Annotated in this window: 1 protein-coding gene; it reads right to left on the reverse strand. The window is 67.6% G+C overall.

Features of this window, described 5'->3' with window-relative positions; all coding sequences use genetic code 11:
• On the reverse strand, positions 1-3,059 hold a 3,059-nt coding region (locus tag GEV05_30660), incomplete at its 3' end, for a restriction endonuclease (protein ID MPZ47640.1).
• Between the last annotated feature and the right edge of the window lie 1,136 nt (positions 3,060-4,195).

Raw genomic sequence — 4,195 nt, forward strand, 5'->3', positions numbered from 1 at the left:
TCACTCGACAGAAACGCCGAAATCGTCGGTACGGAGCGATCGTCGAGTGTGAACGCACCATCCCACTTTCCGCGGCGCACGTGCACCTGGCTCACGACCACAGCCGCGTCACCAGGCCAGGGGCGATTCGGCCACGCGGCGTAGATCGCATGATTGCCGCGCAGCATGGCTTCGAGGCCGACCTGACGCGTATCGCCCTCGGCGATCGTGTTGACCGCGAGCAATCCGAACTGACCACCGGTTTTGACCAGTTGCCCAGCACGCAGAAAGAAGTAAGCGCACAAATCCGCACTGCCGCGCCGGCCGTTCGCCGTGTGCAGCACCTGGTAATCGCGATAGTCGGTGCCGAAGAGCCCGGTGATCTTCTGCCCACCGATGAATGGCGGATTGCTGAGCATCGCGTCGAACCCCGGATTGTCGGAATCCAGGAACACCTCGGGAAACTCGACCAGCCAATGAAACGGCCGCCGGCGTGACTCTCCGTCCGGCGCAGTCAGCAGCGGGTCGCCGACTCGCGTCAACTCGCCGAGGTCGGGTTCGGCGGCCTTGCGTTCCTCGACCGGCGCGAACACGGCGCCGACGTGCAGGATCAGATCGTCGAGCTTGGCATCGAGCAGGTTGAGGCTGCGGCTCTCGGTGCCGCCAGCGGTCGCGAGCCCAGCGCCCGCGATCAGGTCGCATACGACTCGGACCTCGGTGAGTGCGGCTTCGGCTTCGCGATGCAGCCGCGCCTTGTGCTCGGCATCGCGGATATCGAGCACGGTGAAGCGCTCCAACTGCTCGCGCTTCTCCCGTGCGCGTTCCAGGCGCTCGTGCACATGCGCGGTGACGTAATCGAACACGCCGCCGCGCAGCCGACCACGCGCCGGGCGCAGATGAAAGCTCGCTACCTGTTCGGCCTGGTGAACGCCGATGAGACTGTCGCCGCACTTGATCGCGTGATCGAGAAAGGTGAAGGGCCGGTGCTTGTGCAGGGTGACGAGCCAGAGCGAAAGCTTGGCCATTTCCACCGCCATCGGGTTCACATCCACGCCGTAGAGGCAGCGCTCGGCGACCAGCCGGCGCGCGAGCGCCAGGCGCTCCTCGTCGTCCATCGGCAGCAGCCGCTCGGCGGGATGACCGGCGGATGCGCCCGCCTCCGGGATCACCAATGGCTTGCCGTCCGTGCCGGCCTCGGCAATGCCCCAGGCTTCGACCAACCGCTCGGCGAGATAGCGGCAGGCCTGGACGAGGAACGCTCCCGAGCCGCAGGCCAGATCGCAGACCTTGAGATTCAGGATCTCGGCCGGCGCGATCAGGCGCTCCAGCGAGGGCTGATCGCCGTGGTCGAAACCGCGGTAGAGCAGCGGATCGAGCGTGGTCTTCACCATCGGCGCGGTGAGACTCAACTGCGTGTAGTGCGTGCCGGTGCTGCGCCGGTCCGTGCCGGCAGTCACGTAGACGCTGCCCGGCAGGATGATCACCGGGAAGCCGCTCGTGTCCTCCCGCAGCAGATGCGCGAACGGTGCGACTCGGGCCGCCAGCTTGGCATCGTTGCCGCACGCGACCTGGAGCAGCATCGCGTTCGGCGGCTCGGGCTGCCGCAGTGCGCGTCGCAATGCGGATGCCGAGCGGCCGGTCTGTTCCGCCAGATAAGCAACCAACGCATCCTCGCTCTCGCGCGCTTTACCTTCCAGCAGACCGAGCGGAATCTCCTGCTCTGCGTCCTTCGCGCCGGCGAGCCCCAGAGTCACTTCAGGCGCGCGCTTGGCCGCATGGTCGAGCAAGCCCTCGTAGACGTGGCCGATCTGCTCGATGTCGAGGGCGCGAAAGCTCAAGCGCCGCGGCTCGGCCGGACCGCCCGGCACGCGCACTTGCAGGACCTGCAGCGACTCCAGCAGATGCAGCACGGTGCGATTGTTGACCGGCAGAGGATGGGCATCCGCATTGCGCCAGGTCGATGCGCGCGAACGGCCTTCGAGGAACGGGAAGCGATCGGGGTCGAACAGGTCGCCACCATAGGCCGGGAGCCGCAGCGCCTCGTGCGCGATGCCGCCGTAGATTGCCCGCGAGGTCGCGAGCAGCCGGCTCCACGCATCGTGGCGGCGCTCGAGGATCTCCTCGCCTTGGCGATCGGCAGCTTCGCGCAACTGCTCGCGCAAGGTCGAGACCGCGTAGTGGCGGTCGTAGGTGGGGTCGCCGAGCAGGAGCAGCCCACGCTCTTCCGCAGAGAAAAGGAACACCAACCGCATCATGACCGCCAGCGCCGCCTCGTAGAGCACCTTCTCGCCGACGCCCTCGAGCAGCTTGCCCTGCTGGTCGATGTCGATCCGATCGAGCGCCTGGATCAGCACTTCGACCGCCTTGCGCACCTGCAAGCCGAGCTGATCGGTGACTTCCTGCTGGTTCTGCAGGCTCTCCGCCAGCATGGCGGTAAGGGATTCGGCCTCGGGCACACCGAAGAACCGCCGCACGCCCAATAAGTCGCGGAACGCACGCAGCGTCAGCGGCTCCTCGCTCCAGAGCGATGCGTACCAGGACACGAAGCTCGTCGTCTGCCCCGGTCTTGCGGCGACCAGCGTCCACTGCTCGCCGTTGGTAACCAGGCCCAGCGGCACGTCGGCGCCGTGCAGCAGCGTCATCATCCGCGTGCCGGGTGTCGCCTTCCACGCCTTGCCGGTCACCGGCCGATCGAGATCCTGCTGCGGGGGATACACGGTGACGAGCAGCCGGGGCCGCTCGTCCCCCGGCGCCTTCAGCGCCCAGTGCGGGCGCAGGGTTTCGTCATGCTCGGGAACGCGCACATCGAGACCCGCCGGCAGGCTCTGTCCCGACAAGAGATGGTCGTCGGGATATTCCAAATCCTCGCGCAGCACCATCTCGAGCCAGGCCGTATGGATGGCCGGATCGTGCCCGTCCTCGGCCCACTCCTCGCGCGCGAGGCGCAGCCGCTTCGCCTGTTCGCGGTCATGCTCTTCCAGCCCCTGCGGGAATACCCGCATGAGCACCGGCAAGGACAGGAACGGCCCCGAGACCTCCAGCAGCGAGAGCCATTCGTTGTGGTGACGCGCGATCGACATGCTCAGCCTGCGAGCCGCTTCGGCACGAGATACGTGACCGACACCGGAAAAAGGCGCGGCGAGGGATTGGCGTAGCGCGTGCGGATCATCTCGGCTTCCAGCGCCATCTCGCGCGGCAGCTCGGCGAGGCGGCGCTCCAGTGCACCGCGGTCGCGCTCGAATTGCTCCTTCTCCGGAATCGAGAAGAGCTCGAGCTGCGGATCGATGTCGCTCAACTGCGCCTTGATGCTGGCGCCGAGCTCGGCGAGCACGCTGCGCATGGCGTTGACCTCGCGGGTCGCGCGATCGTCGAGCCGGTTGTGCAGGGTCTTGGTCCGGTCGTCACAGCGGGCCTCGAGCGCCCGCAAGAGGTTGCCGCGATGCTCGGGCCAGAGTGCGCGCAGTCGTTCCTGCATTGCGAGCGGAGCGGGCTCCGCGGTGGCGCTGGCGAGCAACTGCTCCAGCCGCGCGATCTGTGCGACGCGCGTGAACCGGCCTTCGCGCAGCTCCCCGCCCGCAAAGATCAGCTCCTCGTGCAGGCGCTTGTTATCGGCGCCGAGCACGACCAGGCGGCCGTGCGCCAGCGCTACGGGCACTTGGGTCATGGCGTCGGGCACGACGCGGGCGGTGATGCGATTGAGCTTGCGCGCACCGGCAACCGCCCATACCTCGGCCCGCAGCAATTGCAGGCACATCTGCACCATCCGGTGATTGAGATGCGCCAGCACGACGTCGTCGCGCCCCGCGCAAAGCGTGTGATCGAACACGATCGGGCGGATCTCCTTTGTGTGCGGATGGGCGAGCCCTTCGGCCGCGAGGCGCCATGTGCCGGTCAACGGCGGCAGCGCGAACACCGGAGATTGGGTCCGTTTGCCGGCGGGATCCGGCCAGAGCCCGCAAAGCTCCACCGCACGCAGCGGCGGCTGCCCCGCGAGTGCGAGTCCGGTCTCGACCACGGCCTGGATGCTTTCGGGGTCCAGGTGCAAGTCGCGCCGGGCCTCACCGAGTTGATCGTGCAGTTTGCGCAACTGTTCGCGAATGTCACGCTCGACGCGCAGTAGGCGGCGAGCCGGGGCGGCGTCGCGCTCGGCCTGCTCGGTGTTGAGATGACGGCGGCGGCCGAGCATCGCTTCGGTCACCTGGCTCGAGATCACCGG

The sequence above is a fragment of the Betaproteobacteria bacterium genome (assembly GCA_009377585.1).
GTDB lineage: Bacteria > Pseudomonadota > Gammaproteobacteria > Burkholderiales > WYBJ01 > WYBJ01.